The organism is Proteus sp. fly-1008 (assembly GCF_040140305.1).
Classification (GTDB): Bacteria; Pseudomonadota; Gammaproteobacteria; order Enterobacterales; family Enterobacteriaceae; genus Proteus; species Proteus vulgaris_B.
This window is the reverse complement of the sequence record NZ_JBEEWH010000006.1, coordinates 1-22,010: the sequence shown is the minus strand read 5'-3', so window position 1 is coordinate 22,010 and position 22,010 is coordinate 1. Positions and strand designations below refer to the sequence as shown.

Sequence of the window (22,010 nt, the reverse complement as noted above, 5' to 3'; positions counted from 1 at the left end):
TAAAACATCTGTCACATCTTTGAGCGCTCGCTATGACAATTAGCCTTATTTTTTCTTTAACTATTTTCTTGTTTATTGCTGCTATCACACCTGGACCCAACAACTTATTACTTACTTCATCAGGTGCTAATGTCGGTTTTAAAGGCTCATTAAAGCTTATGGCGGGTATTATGCTGGGAATGCAATGTGTTTTACTTAGCTCGGCATTTGGTGTGGCTGCATTACTGATTATTTATCCTGCATTGCATATAGGATTAAAGATAATCGGGAGTGCATACTTACTTTGGCTTGCTTGGAAAACAGCAACATCATCTTATCAACGTTTAGATATCCCTGCAAAAACGCCACAAGCAGTAAGTTGGTTTCAAGGTGGATTATTACAATTTCTCAATCCTAAAGCGTGGATGATGGGATTAGGGGCAGTTGGAAGCTTTAGTTTATCTGGTGATGCCTATTTTAGTTCAATTATCGCGATGAGCATTGTGATGGTGATAGTGAATTTTGTTGCAGGCATTGTTTGGATTTTAGGGGGAACTTTAATCAGCTTATTTTTACAAAGCAGAAGGTCTTGGTTTATTTTTAATATTTCAATGGGATTATTAACAGCGCTCTGTGTTCCTTTGATTTGGATTGAATAAATAACTATAAATCAATGAGTAACTTAATTATTTTGATTTAAATAATGCTTTTTTAAGTTTAGTTGACATGATTGTTCTAAACACCCATCAAAAAAAGAGTATTAATCTAGTGAAAGAGAGATCTATGATCGCCTGTTATCACGGGTATTTATGTTAAAGTGCTCTTTTATATAATGTGAGAATAAAACTTCCTCATTTTATATAAACGTGATTATTTAACATTTTCATTTATCTAAATTTATACTTTAAAGTGAAAAATAATTCTCGCGAATAGGAATTATTTATTCCTCTTTACTGGTTGTAATTAAAGAAAATTTTATTGTATATATGTTTTTAGTGTGTTTTTTTATTGTTATAACTTAATAAAAGCGTTTAAAAACGCAATATTATTGAATATATATAGATTGAATTTATATTCTCTTATTGACCAAAAAGAATAAATTATTATTAAAAATTGGAAAAAAAACAAATTAAGTATTATAGAATATCGTGGTTAATGAAGAAAAGCAGATAAAAAAGATAATTATAAACCTATTATAAAAGTAAGTATTTTAATAATAATATTACTTTTTATAATTCATTGTTTATGTTCTATTTTTTTATTTGTTTTTATCTAAAAACCTAAATAGCTTTAGGTTTCAAACTCTTTATCAAGAATGATCCCATATATAACGATATAGTACTCGAAGTGGATATTGTCATTATGCCAACATTAACAAAAATTGCTTGGATCAAACCAGGTATGGCTACAAATCAGCGTAAAATAGCAGATTATATTTTAGATAATCCTGAAAAGATGGTGACACTTTCATCACAGCAATTAGCTGTAATTACGGGTGTTAGTCAGTCTGCTATTGTTAAGTTTAGTCAAAAAATAGGATTCAAAGGTTTTCCATCTTTGAAACTTGCAATAAGTGAAGAGCTAGGCCGGAAAAATGCAGGTACAGGGCAAAATACTAGCATATTACATAATCAAATAGGTTCTGATGATAGTTTAGTTGTTATTGCACAAAAACTGGCACAAGAAAAAAATAATTCTATTAGTGATACAACTCGCCAAATTAATTATTTTCATTTTGAAAAGGTGATCCAGCTTATTGATGAAGCCCAACGTGTTCAAATTATAGGTATTGGTGGTTCTGGGTTGGTGGCCAGAGATTTAAGTTATAAATTACAAAAAATCGGCATCACGACACTTATTGAAACGGATCATCATGTCCAAATATCTGTTGCTCAAATGTTAAGTTCAAAAGACTTACAAATAGTTATTTCTTATAGTGGAAAACGAAAAGACATGTTAGTGGCAGCCTCTGTTGCTAAAAAACAGGGAGCAAAAATTATTGCTATTACAGGAGAAAAGCACTCACCATTAGGCAGAATTTCTGATTATATATTAGAAACAATTGCGGATGAAGGAGAGTGGAGAAGTGCCTCAATCTCATCTCGCACTGCACAAAATACAATAACAGATCTTATTTTTATGGCGTTATTAAAGAAACGTGATGAATGTGCGAAGACATTAGTGCTAAGTTCTCAGGCATTAATTAATAGCCTAGATAATTAAAAATTTTGAACTGATTCAAAAAATTAATATTTAAAGGTAGGTATTTACACTTATTACTAAAGTTATTCTCCCAATGGCCGAAACGATAGTTATTTAGGCAGTGTTTTTTTGTTGAGATATTTTAATTTCAATGTCGAGGAGAGTAACTAATGCGTAACAATCAACCGGTGACACAGCGAGAATACCCGGTATCTGAAAACGCAACACTGATGTCGACGACAGATCTTGATGGCAATATTATTTATGCCAACGAGGACTTCGTCGAGGCCAGTGGGTTTTCAGTAGAGGAACTAGTGGGAAAACCCCATAATATTGTCCGGCATCCTGATATCCCTTCAGATGTTTTTAAGGATATGTGGAGAACCTTAAAACAAGGCGAAGTTTGGACTGGGATCGTTAAAAATAGACGTAAAAATGGTGATCACTATTGGGTAAGGGCCAATATCACGCCTATTATTCGTCACGGTAAAATTCAAAGTTTTATGTCGGTCAGAACCTGTGCACTAAAAGAGGAAATAGCACAAGCTTCAGCACTTTATGATGCATTTAATCAAGGTAAATATCCTTCTCACACCTTTTTAAAAGGTGCTTTTGTTTATAAGGGATGGCAACGTTGGCGCTCATGGAATCAAACTATTTCATTAAAAAAACGCCTTCGGCTTTTTATTCTATTCCCTCTACCGTTTATGTTGTTAAGCGCATGGTTTTCTGGCCTATCCAGCTATGCTCTTTTGATGCATGTCGTTGTTTTACTATTATTACTAATGGCAAATGAGCGCATTCTGTATTTTCAAATTGTTAAACCCATCATTCAATTAAATAAACATGCTAATCGAGTTGCAACAGGAGACGAACATAACGTTGCTTACCTTAATCGTATTGATGAAATCGGGATGACTCAGCGTTCAGTTAATCAGTTAGGGCGAATGTTCCGTTGGTTAGTGAATGATGTAAGTCATCAAATTCATCAAGTCGATATTTCTTGTGATCAACTCGCAGCGGGTAATCGTGATTTATATGTAAGAACGGAACAAACAGCCAGTAATGTTGAAGCAACAGCATCTACGATGAATGAGCTTACTACAGCGGTAAGTAGTAATAGTGAAACTGCGGGGCAGGCAAATAACCTTTCTAATATCACCTGTGATGCGGCGATAAAGGGAGGTAATGCAATGGATAATATTGCCAATACTATGAATGATATTGCGAAAAGTTCAGAGCGGATCAGCAATATTATTGGTGTAATTGATAGCATTGCTTTTCAAACCAATATCCTTGCATTGAATGCATCAGTAGAAGCTGCTAGAGCAGGCGAACAAGGGCGTGGTTTTTCTGTGGTAGCGACTGAAGTGAGGGAGTTAGCACAACGCAGTGCAGAAGCAGCTAAAGAGATCAAAAAATTGATTAGTGCTTCAAGTAGTAATATCAAAGTTGGTTCAAAACAAGTCAATGAGACGGTCAGTACGATGGAGGATATTGTCGTACATGTCAAAAATGTGACCGATTTAATTGGTGAAATTAGTCTTGCTTCATCAGAACAAAGTGCGGGACTAAAGGAGTTAGGCCGTGCAGTTGAAAAATTGGAATCGATTACGCATGAAAATGCTAACTACGTTTCTAAAGCTTCAATGATTTCAGGTGAAATGAAAGTACAAACTAATTACTTAGTCAGTGCAATTAATGTATTCCATTAAGTTGTAATTATTAGGAAATAAAAGAAAAAGACACCTACTAAAAATAGGTGTCTTTGTGTTTATCTAAATCATATTTTAATCATGAAAAAACGGTGAGTTAAAAGCTTGTCCAATCATCGTCTTCATCATTTTTGACAGATGCTCCTTTCACGAAATTCTTCTCTTTTATGTCATCCTTGGTGGTGTTTTTTATTTTTTCTTCTTTTGGTTGCAGTGATTTTTCAGAAGAGAATGATTTTTCGATTATGGTATGTTGTGATTTTTTATTGTATTGCTCACTTTCAGCAGTCTTAAATTGCTCAACGATCTGTTCAAGATTGCCAGCTTCTTCGGTTAGTAAACTAGCAACAGAGGAGGATTGTTCAACCATGGCAGCATTTTGTTGGGTGGCTTTGTCCATTTCTGTAACCGCAAGAGAGACTTGGGTTATACCACGTGTTTGTTCTTCAGATGCCGATAAAATTTCTGTCATTGAGTCTTCAACATGTTTTACAGATGTCAGTATTTCACCCATAGAAATACTGACTTGTTCAACAAGATCATTGCCATGACGAACTCGACTTATTGAGGCATCAATTAATTCTTTAATTTCCTTCGCTGCTTCAGCACTACGCTGTGCTAACTCTCTCACTTCAGTCGCTACCACAGAAAAACCACGCCCTTGTTCGCCTGCTCTAGCAGCTTCAACAGCTGCATTTAAGGAAAGAATATTGGTTTGAAAGGCAATACTGTTGATAACGGCGGTAATTTCGCCAATCTTTTGTGAGCTGTCGGCAATATCCGTCATGGTTTTCACCATGCGATTAGTGACATCGCCCCCTTTACTGGCAATATTTGATGTTTGATTGATGAGATGTGAAACTTCACGAGCGCTTTCGGTATTGTTTCTCACTGTTGCTGTGAGTTGTTCCATACTCGATGCGGTTTCTTCTAATGCGCTAGCTTGTTCTTCAGTACGGCAAGAAAGATCGGTATTGCCTGCTGATAATTCTTGAACACCTGTGTAAATATGATGACTTGTTCCCCGAATAGCATTCACAATTAATGAGAGCTCAGTGCGCATATACTGAATACCCGTAATTAATTGGTCAATTTCATTATTTCCTTTTGCTGTGATGTTTTTATTTTCTAATAAATTCCCTTGTGAAATTTCTGACATATAATCCACGATTTGATTGATACGTAAAACAATATTTCGACGTATCCAAAGCACAACAAGAACTGTAAAAAGAATAAAAATAAACATAAAAACAAACGCTAAAATTAACGTTCGTTCATAATTACCTTGTGCAGCTTGTGTTGCATGGGTCACCACATTATCACTGAGGTAATCTGTTGCTTCATAGAGGGATTGAGTAAAACGCTCATTAGTATTATGAGCATAAAGAGATTGAAAGCCGTAGTAATCTCGAATTTCTAAACATGAGGCAAGCTGATCAAGATCGTAAATAACACGATTAAAAAGCTTTTTCATACTTTCTATTTTTTCAGGATCAAAGTTGGCGTTAGTTGCAGAAGTAAAGTATGAGGTAATAATACGTGTAATTTCTTGTTTTCGTTGTGGATAAGTGGAAAGAAATTGGGTGATTTTATCTTCTGCAATGTCAGGAGTGAGATGGGCTTCAAACATAACATTAAGCATATCTTCACGTAATTTATTTAACTCTGCATAACCATAATCCATCGTTTTTATCTGTTCAAAGCCATTCGCTAATTGTGAGATCCGCTTATTTGTTAAACTCGCATCACGGATACTCATTGCACCAGAGAAAAGTTGAATAATGCAAAACAGTATTAAAATAAACATTAAGCCATTAGATATTTTTATTCGTTTCAGCATAGCCTTACCTATTTAATTGATTTGTAGGACACACAGCAAGGAGCGATAACTATTTATCAATTAAACTTATTCGGCTTAATATCTAAAAACTTTATTGTTTCTACTCTATTTAATAGTAAAGACGACTTATATTTCTTTTTTTAGCTTTAATTATCAGCTAATGACTAAAATATTCTAATGATTTATATAAAAGACTATAGGTATATTGGCTTACTCATTTTTTATGTTAATCGATATAATAATAAGTTTTTGTAATGATTTTGCTGAATAAGAGAGCAATAATGAGCAGTGTTTTTTCTTTATTTATCGATTTATCTTATAATAAGTGAAATAAACGTATTGATTTCGAAAATACTCTCAATGTTTCTTAAAAAGCGTTCTTTTTTCTGTATAAAAAAGGTCACTTTTTTGTGTTTATGTGCGGGAGAATTGAAATACTCCCAGAAATTAACTGGGAGTATGGTAGGTAGAGGTTTTGTTATATGTAATTGACTACTTATTATACTGAGCGTTTACTTTCTTTTGTATAAGAGGTCAACTTAAAAACTTTCCCAATTATCATCGGTTTCATGGTGATTTGTCTTTATTGTCGGTGTTTTAATCGCTTCTTTTTCTTGCGGTTTTGCTGAGAATGTGGGGAGTTTCGTTAGGGTCGGTTTTTCATTCTCAACTTTAAATGTATTGACGATGATATCTAACATGCTGGCTTGTTCACTTAATGTGGCAGAAGCCGCAGTTGATTGTTCAACCATAGCTGCATTTTGTTGAGTTGCCTTATCCATCTCATTAACAGCAAGACTAATTTGTGCAATACCTCGAGTTTGTTCTTCTGATGCAGATAGAATTTCTTTCATTGAACCCGAAACGTGATTAACGGATGTTACAATTTCACCCATTGATAAACTGACTTGTTCAACAAGATCATTACCTTGTCTTACCCGTAAGATTGTGGATTCAATAAGCTCTTTGATCTCTTTAGCTGCTTCAGCACTTCGTTGAGCCAAGTTACGTACTTCACTTGCTACTACAGAAAATCCTCGGCCTTGCTCGCCAGCTCTCGCTGCTTCAACGGCTGCGTTAAGGGCTAAGATATTGGTTTGGAATGCAATATCATCAATAACAGCCGTAATTTCACCAATCTTTTGTGAGCGATCGGCAATATCTGTCATTGTCATAACCATTTTATTACTGTGTTCACCACCTTGAACTGCGATATCTGCAGTACTCATCACTAACTCTGTGACTTCACGAGCGCTCTCTGTGTTATTGCGAATGGTTGCAGTCATCTGCTCCATACTGGATGCTGTTTCTTCTAGCGCGCTAGCTTGTTCTTCAGTTCGGCTGGATAAGTCATTATTACCTGCAGCAATCTCTTGTACACCTGTATAAATAGCCGCACTACTATTTCGGATAGAGCTTACCATCTCTTTTAATTGTGCGCGCATTTGCTGTAATCCCAGCATTAACTGGTCTATTTCAGTATTACCTGAAATGTCACTGTCCACACGACTGACTAAATCACCTTTAGCAATTGTTTCTTGATAGGTGATCATTTGATTAATACGAGCAATGATATATTTACGGATCCAAATAAGAACTAATGTGGTGAAAATAAGGAAAATACCCATGAAGGTAGACGCTATCCACAGCATGCTGTAATAGTTCTTTTCCGCTTCAGTTACTGACGGATTAACCACTTCATCGGTAATAAAGTCTGTGGCTTCATACAGTGAGTTAGTAAAGTTAGTATTCGCTGGGCTTTTCAAGATCAATCGAACAGCATTAGTATTTCGTTCACTTAAATATTGTGCCAATAAATCAAGATCAGCTCGACTTTTTTGATAAAGCTGTTTGATTTGTGCCATACGTTGCTGATCGAAACCTGTTTGAGCGGATAACTCAACATACTCATTCATCAAAGCATCAACTTGTGCCTTACGTGCTGGCATAGTTTGCATAAATGTGGTGATGTTTGCATCTTCTGCTTGAGGATTTGATATATAGCTAAATGCTTGCGCAATAATATCCGTACGCAATGTATTCAACTCCGCATAGGTATTATCCATTGTGCGTAGTTGGTCGAAACTGTATGAAATTTGCTTGAGTTTATTTTGAGTCTGGTAGGCATCGTGAATGCTTTGTACTCCAGAAATGATCTGAATAATACAAAACAGAGTCAGGACACACATTAAACCTTGAGAGATTTTAATTCGTTTTAACATAACCCTACCTATTAGCTTTGCCTTTTTGTCGGTAAGTGGGAGGTCCACTTAGCAGAATGATTAATTCGGCTGGAATGTTAGAAACTTTAGTGTGAAAGGATTTATTTCCCTTACTTAATATGAATAGTCAGAAAATAAACATTAGATTGTTATTTTTACTGGGGTATTGCCAGATAGGGTGAGATTATATTTTGTGTAAATAGTGCTACTGTAAAATGAATTGTATAAATTTTAAGAATGAATGATGGGATAAAAATAAAGGAACTATTTTACTTAAAACAGTTCCTTTTTTAATGAATGATAGATTATTACTGAGAGCCAAATGTGTTTGTCATCTCTTCCAATGTTTCCTGTAATTCCATCCATTCCATTTCAACGTCTTCAAGTGCTGACTTTGCGATACCTTGTCGGCTTAAACAATCTGAAAGCTCATTTTTACGGCTGATATCGTAAATGCCACTGTCAGAAAGTGCTGTTTCAATGAGAGTAAGCTCTTGGCTAAGTTTATCCATTTTACTCTCTAAGGTGGTCAGTTTTTTACGTAACGGTTGAGTTTGTTGTCTAAACTCTGCTTCTTTACGTTTTTGTTCTTTTTTGTCTTGCGCACTTAAATTTGTCGTCGTGGTATTATCTTTATCTTGCTGATTTTTATTGGCTTGTGTTTCTTGGCGATTTTGATCAACTAACCATTGTTGGTAATCATCCAGATCGCCATCAAAAGGCTCAACTTGACCATCGTGAACAAGATAGAGGTCGTCAGTGGTTGAACGCAGTAAATGCCTATCATGCGATACCACGACAATTGCGCCTTCAAAGCTAATTAACGCTTGAGTCAACGCTTGACGCATATCTAAATCGAGGTGGTTAGTTGGTTCATCCATTAACAGCAAATTAGGGCGTTGCCAAACTAAAAGAGATAACACTAAACGCGCTTTTTCACCGCCAGAAAACTGACCACACGCATCTGTAACCTTATCGCCATGGAAGCCAAAACCTCCAAGATAGTCACGTAATTTTTGTTCAGTCTCTTTAGGAGCTAAGCGAGTTAGATGTTGTAGTGCTGACTCATCGGAGCGTAGAAATTCTAATTGATGCTGTGCAAAGTAACCCAATTTAATGCCTTTTGAGAGAGCCATTTTCCCTTGTAATGGTTCAAGCTCCCCAGCAAGTAATTTGATTAAAGTCGATTTACCTGCACCATTTCGCCCTAATAATCCAATACGTGATCCAGGAATTAAATTCAGTTTAATATCATTAAGAATAATTTTTTCACCATAACCGGCACTGACTTTTTCCATCGATAGTAGTGGATTAGGTAAACTTTCAGGTTGGCGGAAGCTAAATTGGAATGGGTTATCAGAATGAGCTGGAGCAACGCGCTCCATTCGCTCAAGCATTTTCACTCGGCTTTGTGCTTGTTTCGCTTTAGTCGCTTTCGCTTTAAATCTGTCGATAAAACTTTGTAAGTGTGCAATTTTTGATTGCTGGTTTTCAAACAAAGCTTGTTGCTGAGCGAGTTTTGTTGCTCGTTGCATTTCAAACGAAGAGTAGTTACCTGAATATTCAAAGATTTTTTCTTGTTCGATATGCAAGATTTTATCCACGATCGGATCAAGAAAATCACGGTCATGGGAAATCAAAATTAAGGTGCCAGCATAGCTTTTTAGCCATTTTTCAAGCCAAATAACAGCATCTAAATCTAAGTGGTTGGTAGGCTCATCGAGTAATAGTAAATCAGAGCGACAAATTAATGCTTGCGCTAAGTTTAAACGCATTCTCCAACCACCTGAAAATGATTTTACAGGTTCATTTAGTTGTTGTTGGCTAAAACCAAGACCATTTAGTAAGGTTGCCGCACGAGATTGAATTGTCCATGCATTAATGGCATCTAATTGCCCGTGAATAAGTGCAATTGCGTGACCGTCGTTTGTCTCGTTAGCTTTTTGTAATCTTTGTTCTAACTGGCGATATTCTCTATCACCATCAATAACATAATCAATTGCGGGTACATCAAGTGCAGGTGTTTCTTGGTTAACCCACGCCATAGCCCAAGTACTGGGAAAGGTGACATTCCCCGCTTCTGCTTGAAGCTCACCTTTTAATAAAGAGAGTAATGTGGTTTTACCACAACCATTTTTGCCGACTAGACCAATTTTTTGCCCTGGATTAATGGTTGCACTGGCATTATCCAGTAACACTCTGACACCACGGCGAATTTGCAAAGAAGAAAAAACAATCATAAATATCGTCTATTAAGAGTATGTAAATTAATATATAGAGTAAGTTGTTCGTAACAGTTGGTCACAATGCGTGCATGGTAACGGAAAAAATGGTTTCTGACACGTTTTGTAAGGAGGAATGATGTCAAACGCATCAAATGTATTACTGGTGTATGTTCATCCCGAGCCGCGCCAATCCATTGCTAATAAAGCATTAATCAAGGCGGTGAGGGATCTAGAGAATATAACTATTCATGATTTATATGCTACTTATCCTGATTTTTTTATTGATATACACCATGAGCAATCCTTGTTGTGCAAACACCAAGTGATTGTTTTTCAATTTCCATTACAAACATATAGTTGTCCAGCATTATTAAAAGAATGGCAAGACAGGGTACTAACACGTCCTTTTACAAATGAAAGTGGATGGTCACATTTAAAAGGAAAAGCATTCCGCTGTGTTGTGACCACAGGTGAACCTGAATATGCTTACCAACATAATGGAAAGAATCACTACACACTCACAGAATTATTACGTCCTTTTGAATTAATGGCAGAAATGTGTGGTATGCGTTGGTTATCACCCATGATTGTGTATTCAGCAAGGCAACAGTCTAAAACGACATTGACGCATATTGGAGAGGCTTATCGCCATTGGTTAAGTGCGCCACTTGAAGGGGAGCATGTCTAATGGAAGATAACTGGATGATTAAAGCGGTTCTCTTTTTCCTTTGTGCTGCGGTTATCATGGTACCGATTGCACAACGTCTTAAAATTGGTGCCGTACTGGGTTACTTAATTGCTGGTATTGCCATTGGCCCTTGGGGGTTAGGGCTATTTAAAGATGTCGATAACATCTTACATTTTGCTGAACTCGGTGTGGTCTTTTTGATGTTCATTATTGGATTGGAGCTAAATCCAGCCAAGCTGTGGGAATTAAGACGCGCTATTTTTGGTGTCGGTTCAATGCAGGTGGTTTTCACCGCCTCTATTTTCTCAGGACTTATTCTCGTTTTAACCTCTTTTTCATGGCAGGCCGCCGTTATTGGCGGATTAGGTATTGCGATGTCCTCAACGGCTATGGCATTACAGCTTATGAGTGAAAAAGGGATGAATCATAATGAGGGTGGGCAGTTAGGTTTTGCAGTTCTGTTATTCCAAGATATGGCAGTGATCCCTATTCTTGCTGTTATTCCGCTACTTGCTGGGGAAACTGCTAGCAGTGATTGGTATCGTATTGGATTAAAAGTTGCCTCTTTTGCTGCGTTATTGGTTTGTGGGCGTTATTTATTACGTCCTCTGTTTCGTTTAGTTGTCAAATCGGGTGTAAGAGAAGTCTTTACAGCTGCCGCATTATTAGTCGTGCTAGGTGCGGCTATTTTTATGGAAACTCTCGGTTTTTCAATGGCAATGGGAACCTTTATTGCTGGTGTATTATTGGCGGATACAGAATATCGGCATGAATTAGAAATTTCTATTGAGCCTTTTAAGGGCTTGTTACTGGGCCTCTTTTTTATTTCTGTCGGCATGTCTTTAGATATAGGTATCTTATGGCGCTATTTACCAGAAGTTTTACTGGGTGTGCTTATTCTAGTCATTGTTAAAGCTTTGATACTTTACGGTATTGCATGGTTAGCTGGATTACGATTTTCTACACGTTTACAATTTTCATCAGTATTAAGTCAAGGTGGTGAGTTTGCCTTTGTTGTTTTTTCAACATCAATGGCAATGGGCGTATTAGATAGTCAGCAGATGGCATTGTTGCTGGTGGTTGTCACGCTTTCTATGATGACAACGCCACTTGTGATGCAAATGACAGACGCTGTATTATCTCGCCGTTATAATGAGCCTAAAACAGACGAACAGCCTTTTGTTGAAAACAATCATCCAGAAGTCATTCTTGTTGGTTTTGGTCGAATGGGACAGGTTGTAGGGCGCTTGTTGATGGCTAACAAGATTAACGTCACCGTCTTAGAGCATGATGTGGGAAGTTTAAGCACCATGCGTAAATATGGCTATAAAGTTTATTATGGTGATGCTACTGATCTCAATTTATTACGTGCGGCGGGTGCGGAACACGCAAAAACGATTGTAATCACTAGTAATGAACCTGAAGCGACGATGGAAATTGTTCACCTCTGTCAGCGACACTTCCCTAATTTGCATATTATTTCCAGAGCAAGGGGACGTGTTGAGGCTCATGAATTGCTTAAAGCGGGTGTAACAGATTTTAGCCGAGAAACATTTTCTAGTGCTTTAGAACTAGGGCGTAAAACATTAATTGAATTAGGTATGCATCCTCATCAAGCTTATCGAGCACAACAGCATTTTCGTCGTTTAGATATGCAATTACTTAGAAAGCTGGTGGATGAATCACCTGAAGAAGTTTCCAATGTCTCTCGTGTAAAAGAAGCAAGGCGAGAACTTGAAGAACTTTTTAGTGAAGAAATTCGTCAAGAACATCACCAACCAGATATTTGGGATGAATCTTTAACCGAGGATATTCCTCAAATAAGTAAAGAAAAAAGATCTATTGATAAACAGGAGAACTGACCCCATGTCTGCAACCCGTAAACGCTTTATCGCTGGAGCTGTGTGCCCACACTGTCAAGCTCAAGACACACTCAAAATGTGGCGCGAAGATAAAGTTGATATTGTGGAATGTGCTCAATGTGGCCATCAGCAACGGCAAACAGACGGTGAAGTTAATTCGCTTGTTCGTGAAAATGAACAGGTCATTGGGATCTTTACACCACAATAATTGTAGGTTTTTTTGATATAACCCGATACAGAAGATTTATTTTTCGTTACAATCGGGAAAATTTTGCCCACGGGTATGTAGGAGATGTCATGAAAGTAGCAAACGACTTGGTAGTTAGTCTGGCTTATCAAGTAAGATCAGAAGACGGTGTTTTAGTTGATGAGTCCACGGTAAGCGCACCGTTAGACTATCTGCATGGCCGTGGTTCTTTAATCAGTGGTTTAGAAAATGCATTAACAGGTCGCGAAGTCGGTGAGAAATTCGACGTAGAAGTGGCTTCTGATGATGCTTATGGCCAATACGATGAAAACTTAGTTCAACGCGTACCAAAAGATGTTTTTGTTGGTGTTGATGAGTTAGAAGTTGGCATGCGTTTTCTTGCTGATACCGATCAAGGTCCAGTACCAGTAGAAATTACAGGTATTGAAGGTGACGAAGTTATCGTTGATGGTAACCACATGTTAGCAGGCCAAAACCTGAAGTTTCATGTTGAAATCGTTGCAATTCGTGAAGCGACTGAAGAAGAATTAGCACACGGTCACGTACACGGTGAAGAAGAAGAGCACGAATGTTGTGGTGGCCACGGTCACGGTGAAGAAGGCGGATGCTGTGGCGGTGGTCATGGTCATGGCCATTCTCATGGTGAAGAAGGTGGATGCTGTGGTGGCGAAGGTCATGGTCACGGCCACGGTCATGGCGGTTGCGGTTGCCAACACTAATCTTTCTAAAGAAAGATCAAAAGGAGCGCTTAAACGCTCCTTTTTTGTTTTTTCTGATTACGCTAAAAAGAAAATTATCACTTAATAGTGTGGGGGCGGCGTTTCATCTTCAGGTCTTGCAAGTATTGAGGATTGAGATGCTTTTAAGCGTTCAGTGACAATCTTTAATGCTTCTTTAAAGCGACTAATTTCAATTTGTTGCTGTGTGACCACCTGATTTAACTCTTCAATTGTCGCATCTTGGAAAGCAACTTTGCTTTCTAATTGTATGAGCAAGTGCTCTACTTCCTTAATATCCATTGTGTTTTTCCTCCTTTAAAATGTCGAATTACGACGAATGAGATTAACGAAATTGTGAAATTTAATCTTATTTACTGATATATACACAGGAAGACATAAATCTGGTTTGAGATAAAAGACTATTTTGTTAATGTGATAACACTCTGTGCTGGCAAAAATCCTAACATTAACTGTTAAGAGTGTCGGCAAATTTTTTAAATTCATATAAAATTGCTACCCGCGGATAGATCTTACTCTAAATATTTCGAGGTGCAGCTAGGTGACAAGAGAATAAGTCATTAGACGCATATATACGTTGACGAGTGCGAATAAATGCAATCAACAACGTGACAACTTGAAGTATGGCGAGTACATACCGCAATGACAGCAAGATGTGATGCAAAACGTTTTAGTGAAGATCTATGATCTTTGTTTGTAAAACGTAGCGATTCACTAACATATACTGGAGAATGGGATGAAATCTTTATTAAAAACGACGTTGCTGGCAACAAGTTTAGCTTTCGCATTCAGTGCACCTCAAGCATTCGCTGAAGAAGCAGCTAAAGTGCCAACATTAAATAGCGCATTTAAAACTCAAAATGAGCAAAATGCCTATGCGTTAGGCGCGTCGATGGGTCGCTACATGGAAGCTGCATTACAAGAGCAAAAAAATATTGGTATTACTTTAGATTCTAAACAACTGCTGGCGGGTGTTCAGGATGCATTTAACAGTAAATCAAAACTATCAGATGCTGAGATTGAATTAACCTTAGCGGCTTTTGAAGATCAAGTTCGCACAGCGGCTACAGCGAAAATGGAAAAAGAAGCAACCGAGAACAAAACTGCGGGTGATAAATTCCGTACAGAATTTGCTGCTGAAAAAGGTGTAGTCAAAACAAAATCAGGTTTACTGTATTTAGTTGAAAACCCAGGTAAAGGTAAAACTCCAACAGATGCTGATCGCGTTACTGTACACTACAAAGGTATGTTGATTGATGGTAAACAGTTTGATAGCTCTTATGATCGTAATGAGCCTCTGACAATTAGCCTAAAAAGTGTTATTCCAGGCTGGACTGAAGGCATGAAATACATCAAAGAAGGCGGTAAAATCAAGTTAGTTATTCCACCAGAATTAGGCTATGGCCAACGCGCAACAAGTGGTATTCCAGCTAACTCAACATTAGTATTTGAAGTTGAATTACTGAGTGTTGAAAGCGATAAGTAATTCACTTATCACGAAAGAAAAAATGCTGACATCAATGTCAGCATTTTTATTTCTAATTATAAAGCTCATTAATACACATAGCTTACGAATAGATAATATTAATCTACTTGTTCTTCAACAATAATAGCTTTGGGTTTTTTAAAGACAAACAGCAAGCCCACAATGATTGCTCCCATTCCTGCTAAGCTGAGTAAAGACATTTTATTACCTAAGAAGATGTAATCCATTAATGCTGTCACTCCAGGTACTAAATAAAATAAGCTCGTCACATTAACTAAATTACCTGTTGTGAGTAAGCGATATAGCAGCAACTGAGCAACAACAGAAATGATAATAGCCAGCCAAAGAACAGGAATGATAAAGCCAATATCGAATGAAGCATCAAAAGGTTGAAATGGCACAAATAACAAACACAGCACGAGACTAACTACATATTGCAAAGGCAAAGCATCCATTGGTGCTAATTGTAATTTTTTTTGTGAAATCGCACCAAAGCTCATACAAAGTAGAGCAACTAACGCATAAATCATCCCTGTTAATGAAAGTGCTGTATTAAATAAACTTTGTGCAACTACCAACACTAACCCAGTCAATGCGATTAAAAGCCCTAGCAGTCGCGTCGCTGAAAAGTTACGTTCAATTATCCATAATGTGATAATGGGTTGTACGCCCATGATTGTGGCTAGCATTCCAGGTGTAATGCTATTGGCGAGCGCTAAAAGATAACAAATAGAATAACCACCAATAATTAATAGACCGACCCACGCTGTTTTTAAGCGGCTTCCTTTCGGTGGCAAAAAGCGATGGCGCTGAATACACAAAAAAGAAAGAAACGCCAAAGCGATAATAAAACGCCAAGTCAAAATAGCAAATGAGCTACCATTATCTAAACCCCAGCGAGAAAAGATAGCACCGCTACTCCATAATAAAACAAATAATGTCGTTGGACCGAATCTTGTCCAATATTGACGTAAGTACATGATGATACACCTGTAAACTGAGCAGTAAGATAGCTTGATTATTTTTAGTCATGGTTGGCGATTGATAAAGCATCAATAAATAAACGTAAATAACATATCAATCTAGTCTGTTGGTTAAATACGCGATTAAGCTGATTAAATAGATCAAGCGATATAAGTTGCAACAATAACCGTTGTATTGACTACAACCACTTTCACAGGTGGAGGTGGTGAAGAGAGAGTTTCAATAGGCATAGAAGCAACAGAAATTAACCCCATTATTGATGAAGTTTGCTGAGATTGGCATATCATCAGTATATTCATGGGATTAATCACTCGTTAAAATAACAATAATTTGGAATATAGGTAATCTATTCAATAGTGTCAATCTTTATCCAGACCCTCTTTAAAAGTGAAATCTTCAAAAATATAGGGGTGTTGATACAAAAAGATAAAGAAAAACGAAAAAAGCTGTGACCTATGACAAAGCTCTTATTCTAAGGCACTTGACGTAGATCTTTTGACGATCTAACGTCAGAATCGTGCCCTAATTCAGTTTTTATATTTAAAATTTTTTAATATTAAATTGATTCGCAGTGACGAATCGTTATAAAAAATAGAACCTCAAGTCATTATCATAATTAAAGCCTTTAAGGATTATATAATCAAATGTCTAGCCCGTTATTTAATGGTGACAGCAGCGAGTTTGAAAAACTAGATAGCCGACCTTTTACTCAAACTGATCACGAAATATTGAAGTCCTATGAAGCAGCCGTAGATGGTTTGGCCATGCTCATCGGCAACCATTGCGAAATCGTATTGCACTCTCTGGAAGATTTGAAATGTTCAGCGGTTAAAATCGCGAATGGAGAACATACTGGTCGTAAGATTGGTTCTCCAATTACCGATTTAGCATTACAAATGTTACATGATATCACAGATGAAGATTCAAGTTTTTCAAAGGCTTATTTTACTAGAGCGAAAAGTGGTGCATTGATGAAATCGATCACGATTGCAATTCGTAATCGTGAACGTCGTGTCATCGGTTTATTATGTATTAATATGAACCTTGATGTTCCATTCTCTGAAATAATCAAAACTTTTATACCTGAAGAAACACATGAAGTTGCTTCTGATGTTAACTTTGCTTCATCTGTTGATGATTTAGTGGCTCAAACATTAGAGTTCACAATTGAAGAAGTGAATAATGATCGTGAAGTGGCCAATAACGCAAAAAATAAACAAGTGGTATTAAGTCTTTATGAAAAAGGTATTTTTGATATTAAAGATGCCATTAATCAAGTTGCTGATCGACTGAATATCTCAAAACATACTGTTTATCTCTATATTCGCCAGTTTAAAAATGGAGAGTAGGGCAACATTATGAGCTCCTTGACATATTGTTTAGTGGTAACAGGGCCTCATTATGGAACTGAACAAGCTTCAAGTGCCTATTTGTTCGCCAATGCCCTTCTTGAAAAAGGGCATAAAATTGCGCAAATTTTCTTTTATCGGGAAGGGGTGGTAAATGCTAATAAGTTAGTATCACCCGCAAATGATGAATTTGATCTTCCCAAGGCGTGGATAACATTGGCGAAAAAACACCAAATTCCTTTGCATGTTTGTGTTGCAGCTGCGCTACGCCGAGGAATTATTGATAAGGAACAGGCAAAAGAGCAAGGAATTGATAATCATAATATGGCAATGGAGTTTGAACTCAGCGGGCTGGGTTCACTTGCTCAAGCGATGTTGACTTGTTCGCGTGTGGTGCAATTTTAATGAAAAAAATGAATTCAATCGCATTTCTTTTTACACAGGCACCGCACGGTAATAGTGCTGGACGAGAAGGTCTGGACGCTTTGCTCGCAACCTCTGCGTTAACAGAAGATATTGGTGTTTTTTTTATCTCAGATGGTGTGTTTCAATTGGTTGAAAATCAACAACCTGAAGGTGTGTTATCACGCCATCATGCGGTAACTTTTAAAGTGCTCCCCTTGTATGATGTAACAAACGTCTATATATCACACCAAGACATGGCTCATCGTGGATTATCCTCTCAAACTTCTTTTGTGTTGGATGCACAAGTGATATCACATCAAGATATTACTCAAAAATTGAGTGAATATGATGTGGTATTACGCTTTTGATACAGAACTTAGGCAGGAAGGTTGAACGGTTATGTTGTATACTTATTCCGTCTCTATTTATCAAAGTGATTTAGAGGCTTTTTTATCTTTATTGACAAAAGAAGATGATGTTTTGTTAATACAAGATGGTGTATTGGCAGTTCTTGAGGGCAATCCTTTATTAAAATATTGTCTTCAACAGCAAATTTCAGTTTACGCATTAATTGATGATGTTTTAGCTAGAGGCTTAAAAGATCAAGCATCTCATCATATTAAACTCATCAGTTATGGTGATTTTGTCGATTTAACGGTAAAACACCCCCAACAAATTCATTGGGGAGCGTAGAATTGCTGTATAATTCTTGACACATGAGCCCTTCAGCAATAAAATTCTGCGTCCTCATGTTTTGTCTTGTTGACAAGACAGAGTTCAAATCCGTGTTTACGAAGCAAAAACCAGGAGCTTTTTTTAAATGGCAACTATTAATCAGCTGGTACGCAAATCTCGTAGCTCGAAAGTTGTTAAAAGCAACGTTCCAGCTCTGGAAGCTTGCCCGCAAAAACGTGGCGTATGTACTCGTGTATATACTACCACTCCAAAAAAACCAAACTCAGCACTGCGTAAAGTATGCCGTGTGCGTTTGACTAACGGTTTCGAAGTTTCTTCCTACATCGGTGGTGAAGGCCACAACTTGCAGGAGCACTCCGTAATCTTAATCCGTGGTGGTCGTGTTAAAGACTTACCAGGTGTGCGTTACCACACTGTTCGCGGCGCGCTGGACTGTTCTGGTGTTAAAGACCGTAAACAAGCTCGTTCTAAGTACGGTGTGAAGAAGCCAAAGGCTTAATGGTTCTCCGTTAAGTAAGGCCAAACATTTTTTCACCAATAATGTCAAAATAAACTCATTGAGTTTTGGACAACCCTGAATTTTAAACGGAGTATTTCCATGCCACGTCGTCGTGTAATTGGTCAACGTAAAATTCTGCCAGATCCTAAGTTCGGATCAGAACTGCTGGCTAAATTTGTAAACATTCTGATGGTAGACGGTAAAAAATCTACTGCAGAATCTATCGTATATAATGCGCTTGAGACCCTGGCTCAGCGTTCAGGCAAAACTGAACTGGAAGCGTTCGAAATCGCATTAGATAACGTACGTCCTACTGTGGAAGTTAAATCCCGCCGTGTTGGTGGTTCAACTTACCAAGTTCCAGTTGAAGTACGCCCAGTTCGTCGTAATGCATTAGCAATGCGTTGGATTGTTGAAGCTGCTCGTAAACGCGGTGATAAATCCATGGCTCTTCGCCTGGCAAATGAATTATCTGATGCGGCTGAAAACAAAGGCGCTGCTGTTAAGAAACGTGAAGACGTTCACCGTATGGCAGATGCAAACAAGGCGTTCGCACACTACCGTTGGTAATCCACGAAGTAGTTGTCGCAACTCTTTTCAGGACAGCTCTGCTGTCCTTTACCTGAATTGAACGCCCACGAGAGAGGAAAAAATGGCTCGTCAAACCCCCATAGCACGTTACCGTAATATCGGTATCAGTGCGCACATCGATGCCGGTAAAACCACTACAAGTGAACGTATTCTGTTTTATACCGGTGTAAACCATAAAATTGGTGAAACTCACGAAGGTTCAGCAACAATGGACTGGATGGAGCAGGAGCAGGAACGTGGTATTACTATCACATCCGCAGCAACTACTGCATTCTGGTCTGGTATGGCTAAACAGTTTGAGCCTCACCGTGTAAATATCATCGACACCCCAGGACACGTTGACTTCACAATCGAAGTAGAACGTTCTATGCGTGTTCTTGATGGCGCGGTTATGGTTTACTGTGCAGTTGGTGGTGTTCAGCCTCAGTCAGAAACAGTATGGCGCCAGGCTAACAAATATCATGTACCACGTATCGCGTTCGTTAACAAAATGGACCGTATGGGTGCAAACTTCCTGCGTGTTGTTGAACAAATCAAAACACGTCTGGCAGCAAACCCAGTTCCACTGCAAATTCCAGTAGGCGCTGAAGAACATTTCACCGGTGTTGTTGACTTAATCAAAATGAAAGCAATCCGTTGGAATGAAGAAGACCAAGGTGTTACTTTCGAATACGAAGACATTCCTGCAAATCTGCAAGATTTAGCTGAAGAATGGCACAACAACCTAGTCGAATCAGCTGCTGAAGCATCAGAAGAACTGATGGACAAATATCTGGGCGGTGAAGAGCTGTCAGAAGCAGAAATCAAAGCTGCTCTGCGTAAACGCGTTCTAGATAACGAAATTATCCTGGTTACCTGTGGTTCTGCATTTAAGAACAAAGGTGTTCAGGCAATGCTGGATGCGGTAATTGAATACCTGCCAGCACCAACAGATGTTCCTGCTATCAATGGTATGTTACCAGACGGTAAAGATACTCCAGCAGAACGTCATTCAAGCGACGAAGAGCCATTCTCATCTCTGGCATTCAAAATCGCTACTGACCCATTTGTTGGTAACTTAACATTCTTCCGTGTGTACTCTGGTGTTGTAAACTCAGGTGACACAGTTCTGAACCCGGTTAAAGACAAAAAAGAACGTTTTGGCCGTATTGTTCAGATGCATGCTAACAAGCGTGAAGAAATTAAAGAAGTTCGTGCGGGCGACATCGCTGCTGCTATCGGTCTGAAAGACGTAACTACAGGTGATACTTTATGTGCAATTGATGCACCAATCATCTTAGAACGTATGGAATTCCCAGAGCCAGTAATCTCTGTTGCTATCGAACCTAAGACTAAAGCTGACCAAGAAAAAATGGGTATCGCTCTGAACCGTCTGGCTCAAGAAGATCCATCTTTCCGCGTATCAAGCGACGAAGAAACTGGTCAGACTATCATTGCTGGTATGGGTGAGCTGCACTTAGACGTGTTAGTTGACCGTATGCGTCGCGAATTTAAAGTTGAAGCGAACGTAGGTAAACCACAGGTTGCTTACCGTGAAACTATTCGTGATACAGTAACTGATATCGAAGGTAAGCACGCGAAACAATCTGGTGGTCGTGGTCAGTACGGTCATGTTGTTATCGACCTGTCTCCATTACCAGCAGGTGGTGAAGAGAACTACGTATTTATCAACGATATCGTTGGTGGTGTAATTCCTAAAGAATTCATCCCAGCTGTTGATAAAGGTATTCAAGAACAGCTGAAATCTGGTCCATTAGCAGGTTACCCTGTTGTGGATATTCAGGCTCGTTTACATTACGGTTCTTACCATGATGTTGACTCCTCAGAAATCGCGTTTAAAATTGCCGCATCAATGGCATTTAAAGACGGCTTCATGAAAGCTAAGCCAATTCTGCTTGAGCCAGTCATGAAAGTTGAGATTGAAACGCCAGAAGATTACATGGGCGACGTTATCGGTGACTTAAACCGTCGTCGTGGTATGGTTGAAGGTATGGACGATCTGCCTACCGGTAAGATCATCCGTGCTCAAGTACCACTGGCTGAAATGTTCGGTTATGCAACTGACCTGCGTTCACAAACTCAGGGTCGTGCTTCATACTCTATGGAGTTCTTGAAGTACAACGAAGCGCCTAGCAACGTCGCTCAGGCTATTATCGAAGCTCGTAAAGCGAAATAAGATCCTTTCGAGTTCAATTTAGTTTACGCTCCCTCTAATAAGAGGGAGCGATATTAAGGAATATAGTCGTGTCTAAAGAAAAATTTGAACGTTCAAAACCGCACGTTAACGTTGGTACTATCGGCCACGTTGACCACGGTAAAACT

General features: G+C 38.2%; 21 protein-coding genes and 1 pseudogene. 16 read left to right on the top strand and 6 right to left on the bottom strand.

All coding sequences use genetic code 11. The features are described 5' to 3' along the window. Nucleotides 1–32: 32 nt before the first annotated feature. The 3 genes from ABN256_RS11400 (at nt 33) to ABN256_RS11390 (ending at nt 3,896) form a co-directional block, all read left to right on the top strand. Nucleotides 33–638 (top strand): LysE family translocator, encoded by a 606-nt coding sequence (locus tag ABN256_RS11400; RefSeq protein ID WP_072068772.1) that lies wholly within the window; start codon nt 33–35, stop codon nt 636–638. Between the two features lie 703 nt (nt 639–1,341). Beyond that, the gene (locus tag ABN256_RS11395; protein ID WP_072068771.1) at nt 1,342–2,202 is read left to right on the top strand and encodes an SIS domain-containing protein; all 861 of its coding nucleotides are present in this window, start codon (nt 1,342–1,344) and stop codon (nt 2,200–2,202) included. A gap of 149 nt (nt 2,203–2,351) precedes the next feature. After that, the gene (locus tag ABN256_RS11390) at nt 2,352–3,896 is read left to right on the top strand and encodes a methyl-accepting chemotaxis protein (RefSeq protein ID WP_196554355.1); all 1,545 of its coding nucleotides are present in this window, start codon (nt 2,352–2,354) and stop codon (nt 3,894–3,896) included. Between the two features lie 97 nt (nt 3,897–3,993). On the opposite strand, the gene ABN256_RS11385 is transcribed toward ABN256_RS11390, so the two are convergent. The 3 genes from ABN256_RS11385 to ABN256_RS11375 form a co-directional block, all read right to left on the bottom strand. Continuing rightward, complete coding sequence (locus ABN256_RS11385) at nt 3,994–5,736, bottom strand: methyl-accepting chemotaxis protein (protein WP_196554354.1); 1,743 nt, start codon at nt 5,734–5,736, stop codon at nt 3,994–3,996. A 539-nt stretch (nt 5,737–6,275) separates the two neighbouring features. Further along, nucleotides 6,276–7,958, bottom strand: coding sequence for a methyl-accepting chemotaxis protein (locus tag ABN256_RS11380; protein WP_196554353.1), 1,683 nt, complete (start codon nt 7,956–7,958; stop codon nt 6,276–6,278). 308 nt (nt 7,959–8,266) lie between these two features. Beyond that, the gene (locus ABN256_RS11375) at nt 8,267–10,198 is read right to left on the bottom strand and encodes an ABC transporter ATP-binding protein (protein WP_196554352.1); all 1,932 of its coding nucleotides are present in this window, start codon (nt 10,196–10,198) and stop codon (nt 8,267–8,269) included. Between the two features lie 121 nt (nt 10,199–10,319). Between ABN256_RS11375 and kefG the strand changes: the two genes are divergently transcribed. The 4 genes from kefG (at nt 10,320) to slyD (ending at nt 13,660) form a co-directional block, all read left to right on the top strand. Further along, a complete protein-coding gene (gene kefG, locus ABN256_RS11370) occupies nt 10,320–10,871 on the top strand; it encodes a glutathione-regulated potassium-efflux system ancillary protein KefG (protein WP_349439479.1) in 552 nt (183 codons plus the stop codon). Then, nucleotides 10,871–12,733 (top strand): glutathione-regulated potassium-efflux system protein KefB, encoded by a 1,863-nt coding sequence (kefB, locus tag ABN256_RS11365; protein WP_197269802.1) that lies wholly within the window; start codon nt 10,871–10,873, stop codon nt 12,731–12,733. Before kefG ends, kefB begins: the two co-directional genes overlap by 1 nt. A 4-nt stretch (nt 12,734–12,737) precedes the next feature. Further along, complete coding sequence (locus tag ABN256_RS11360) at nt 12,738–12,941, top strand: YheV family putative zinc ribbon protein (RefSeq protein WP_072068765.1); 204 nt, start codon at nt 12,738–12,740, stop codon at nt 12,939–12,941. A gap of 89 nt (nt 12,942–13,030) precedes the next feature. Continuing rightward, entirely contained in the window at nt 13,031–13,660 is a 630-nt protein-coding gene (gene slyD, locus ABN256_RS11355; protein ID WP_349439478.1) for a peptidylprolyl isomerase, read from the top strand. Nucleotides 13,661–13,741: 81 nt separating this feature from the next. Here slyD and ABN256_RS11350 read toward each other — a convergent pair whose 3' ends face one another. Beyond that, nucleotides 13,742–13,960: a SlyX family protein gene (locus tag ABN256_RS11350; protein ID WP_072068763.1), complete on the bottom strand. Its 219-nt coding sequence runs from the start codon at nt 13,958–13,960 to the stop codon at nt 13,742–13,744. Between the two features lie 454 nt (nt 13,961–14,414). Between ABN256_RS11350 and fkpA the strand changes: the two genes are divergently transcribed. Further along, nucleotides 14,415–15,164 carry an FKBP-type peptidyl-prolyl cis-trans isomerase gene (gene fkpA / locus ABN256_RS11345; RefSeq protein WP_072068762.1) on the top strand — a complete coding sequence of 250 codons (750 nt, stop codon included), beginning with the start codon at nt 14,415–14,417 and terminating at the stop codon, nt 15,162–15,164. Between the two features lie 98 nt (nt 15,165–15,262). Here the strand turns inward: fkpA and ABN256_RS11340 are convergent, their stop codons facing one another. Next, the gene (locus ABN256_RS11340; RefSeq protein WP_196554350.1) at nt 15,263–16,144 is read right to left on the bottom strand and encodes a DMT family transporter; all 882 of its coding nucleotides are present in this window, start codon (nt 16,142–16,144) and stop codon (nt 15,263–15,265) included. A 144-nt stretch (nt 16,145–16,288) separates the two neighbouring features. Continuing rightward, nucleotides 16,289–16,447, bottom strand: coding sequence for a hypothetical protein (locus tag ABN256_RS11335; RefSeq protein ID WP_196554349.1), 159 nt, complete (start codon nt 16,445–16,447; stop codon nt 16,289–16,291). Nucleotides 16,448–16,792: 345 nt separating this feature from the next. Between ABN256_RS11335 and ABN256_RS11330 the strand changes: the two genes are divergently transcribed. The 8 genes and pseudogenes from ABN256_RS11330 to ABN256_RS11295 form a co-directional block, all read left to right on the top strand. Further along, nucleotides 16,793–17,497, top strand: coding sequence for a helix-turn-helix transcriptional regulator (locus tag ABN256_RS11330; RefSeq protein ID WP_023583301.1), 705 nt, complete (start codon nt 16,793–16,795; stop codon nt 17,495–17,497). A 9-nt stretch (nt 17,498–17,506) separates the two neighbouring features. Continuing rightward, on the top strand, nt 17,507–17,902 hold the full coding sequence (tusD, locus tag ABN256_RS11325; RefSeq protein ID WP_196554348.1) for a sulfurtransferase complex subunit TusD: 396 nt from the start codon (nt 17,507–17,509) through the stop codon (nt 17,900–17,902). Nucleotides 17,903–17,910: 8 nt separating this feature from the next. After that, nucleotides 17,911–18,270 (top strand): sulfurtransferase complex subunit TusC, encoded by a 360-nt coding sequence (gene tusC / locus ABN256_RS11320; protein ID WP_196554472.1) that lies wholly within the window; start codon nt 17,911–17,913, stop codon nt 18,268–18,270. Nucleotides 18,271–18,301: 31 nt separating this feature from the next. Then, on the top strand, nt 18,302–18,595 hold the full coding sequence (tusB, locus tag ABN256_RS11315; protein WP_196554347.1) for a sulfurtransferase complex subunit TusB: 294 nt from the start codon (nt 18,302–18,304) through the stop codon (nt 18,593–18,595). Between the two features lie 127 nt (nt 18,596–18,722). Further along, on the top strand, nt 18,723–19,097 hold the full coding sequence (gene rpsL / locus ABN256_RS11310; RefSeq protein WP_004236497.1) for a 30S ribosomal protein S12: 375 nt from the start codon (nt 18,723–18,725) through the stop codon (nt 19,095–19,097). 99 nt (nt 19,098–19,196) lie between these two features. Then, the gene (rpsG, locus tag ABN256_RS11305; RefSeq protein ID WP_004246897.1) at nt 19,197–19,667 is read left to right on the top strand and encodes a 30S ribosomal protein S7; all 471 of its coding nucleotides are present in this window, start codon (nt 19,197–19,199) and stop codon (nt 19,665–19,667) included. An 82-nt stretch (nt 19,668–19,749) separates the two neighbouring features. Further along, on the top strand, nt 19,750–21,864 hold the full coding sequence (fusA, locus tag ABN256_RS11300) for an elongation factor G (protein WP_196554346.1): 2,115 nt from the start codon (nt 19,750–19,752) through the stop codon (nt 21,862–21,864). 68 nt (nt 21,865–21,932) lie between these two features. Further along, nucleotides 21,933–22,010: pseudogene (locus ABN256_RS11295) on the top strand (GTP-binding protein); the annotation flags it as partial.

What these genes read in the sequence shown, in the direction of transcription:
- ABN256_RS11400 (WP_072068772.1), top strand. Translation starts at nt 33, where the DNA reads ATGACAATTAGCCTTATTTTTTCTTTAACTATTTTCTTGTTTATTGCT.
- ABN256_RS11395 (WP_072068771.1), top strand. Translation starts at nt 1,342, where the DNA reads ATGCCAACATTAACAAAAATTGCTTGGATCAAACCAGGTATGGCTACA.
- ABN256_RS11390 (WP_196554355.1), top strand. Translation starts at nt 2,352, where the DNA reads ATGCGTAACAATCAACCGGTGACACAGCGAGAATACCCGGTATCTGAA.
- ABN256_RS11385 (WP_196554354.1), bottom strand. Translation starts at nt 5,736, where the DNA reads ATGCTGAAACGAATAAAAATATCTAATGGCTTAATGTTTATTTTAATA.
- ABN256_RS11380 (WP_196554353.1), bottom strand. Translation starts at nt 7,958, where the DNA reads ATGTTAAAACGAATTAAAATCTCTCAAGGTTTAATGTGTGTCCTGACT.
- ABN256_RS11375 (WP_196554352.1), bottom strand. Translation starts at nt 10,198, where the DNA reads ATGATTGTTTTTTCTTCTTTGCAAATTCGCCGTGGTGTCAGAGTGTTA.
- kefG (WP_349439479.1), top strand. Translation starts at nt 10,320, where the DNA reads ATGTCAAACGCATCAAATGTATTACTGGTGTATGTTCATCCCGAGCCG.
- kefB (WP_197269802.1), top strand. Translation starts at nt 10,871, where the DNA reads ATGGAAGATAACTGGATGATTAAAGCGGTTCTCTTTTTCCTTTGTGCT.
- ABN256_RS11360 (WP_072068765.1), top strand. Translation starts at nt 12,738, where the DNA reads ATGTCTGCAACCCGTAAACGCTTTATCGCTGGAGCTGTGTGCCCACAC.
- slyD (WP_349439478.1), top strand. Translation starts at nt 13,031, where the DNA reads ATGAAAGTAGCAAACGACTTGGTAGTTAGTCTGGCTTATCAAGTAAGA.
- ABN256_RS11350 (WP_072068763.1), bottom strand. Translation starts at nt 13,960, where the DNA reads ATGGATATTAAGGAAGTAGAGCACTTGCTCATACAATTAGAAAGCAAA.
- fkpA (WP_072068762.1), top strand. Translation starts at nt 14,415, where the DNA reads ATGAAATCTTTATTAAAAACGACGTTGCTGGCAACAAGTTTAGCTTTC.
- ABN256_RS11340 (WP_196554350.1), bottom strand. Translation starts at nt 16,144, where the DNA reads ATGTACTTACGTCAATATTGGACAAGATTCGGTCCAACGACATTATTT.
- ABN256_RS11335 (WP_196554349.1), bottom strand. Translation starts at nt 16,447, where the DNA reads ATGAATATACTGATGATATGCCAATCTCAGCAAACTTCATCAATAATG.
- ABN256_RS11330 (WP_023583301.1), top strand. Translation starts at nt 16,793, where the DNA reads ATGTCTAGCCCGTTATTTAATGGTGACAGCAGCGAGTTTGAAAAACTA.
- tusD (WP_196554348.1), top strand. Translation starts at nt 17,507, where the DNA reads ATGAGCTCCTTGACATATTGTTTAGTGGTAACAGGGCCTCATTATGGA.
- tusC (WP_196554472.1), top strand. Translation starts at nt 17,911, where the DNA reads ATGAATTCAATCGCATTTCTTTTTACACAGGCACCGCACGGTAATAGT.
- tusB (WP_196554347.1), top strand. Translation starts at nt 18,302, where the DNA reads ATGTTGTATACTTATTCCGTCTCTATTTATCAAAGTGATTTAGAGGCT.
- rpsL (WP_004236497.1), top strand. Translation starts at nt 18,723, where the DNA reads ATGGCAACTATTAATCAGCTGGTACGCAAATCTCGTAGCTCGAAAGTT.
- rpsG (WP_004246897.1), top strand. Translation starts at nt 19,197, where the DNA reads ATGCCACGTCGTCGTGTAATTGGTCAACGTAAAATTCTGCCAGATCCT.
- fusA (WP_196554346.1), top strand. Translation starts at nt 19,750, where the DNA reads ATGGCTCGTCAAACCCCCATAGCACGTTACCGTAATATCGGTATCAGT.